This is a genomic window from Ralstonia sp. VS2407 (assembly GCF_052950655.1).
The window spans coordinates 1-457 of record NZ_JBRFVG010000286.1; the positions used below are offsets into that span (position 1 = coordinate 1).

1 protein-coding gene is annotated in these 457 nt (G+C 73.3%); it reads left to right on the top strand.

The window, feature by feature from the left end; genetic code table 11:
• The first annotated feature begins 91 nt into the window (after window positions 1-91).
• Complete coding sequence (locus ACU8YE_RS25085; protein ID WP_446930264.1) at window positions 92-439, top strand: flagellar biosynthesis regulator FlaF; 348 nt, start codon at window positions 92-94, stop codon at window positions 437-439.
• Window positions 440-457: the final 18 nt, after the last annotated feature.

The window sequence follows — 457 nt, forward strand, 5'->3', positions numbered from 1 at the left end:
GCATCATGCGGCACGAGGACGCCGTGCTCGGCCGCCTGCCGCTCCCTGCGCCGGCCGCCAGCCAGCAGGACTTCCATCCGAGGACACCTCCATGCAGATGACGTCCCGCGCCGCGCGCGCCTATCAGGCGTCGTCCGGCCACCGCTCCTTGCGGGAGCAAGAGGCCGACGTGTTCCGCCGCGCCAACGGCGCGCTCCGCGCCACGCGGGACGCCGGACCCACGGCGCGCATCCGGGCGCTGGCGGACAACCGCCGGCTCTGGGGCACGGTCTTCGCCCTGATGCGTGACCCGCACAACGCCTTGCCCGAGGGGCTGCGCGCGCAGATCGTCTCGATCGGCCTCGCCGTGCAGCGCGACATGGAGGGCGAGACCCCGGATTGGGACTTCCTGATCGGGATCAACGACCAGATCGCCGCGGGCCTCTCCGGCCAGGGCTAGGGGCAGCGTGTCCGCCTC

Coding starts and splice junctions, on each gene's coding strand:
- ACU8YE_RS25085 (WP_446930264.1), top strand. CDS start 92: ATGCAGATGACGTCCCGCGCCGCGCGCGCCTATCAGGCGTCGTCCGGC.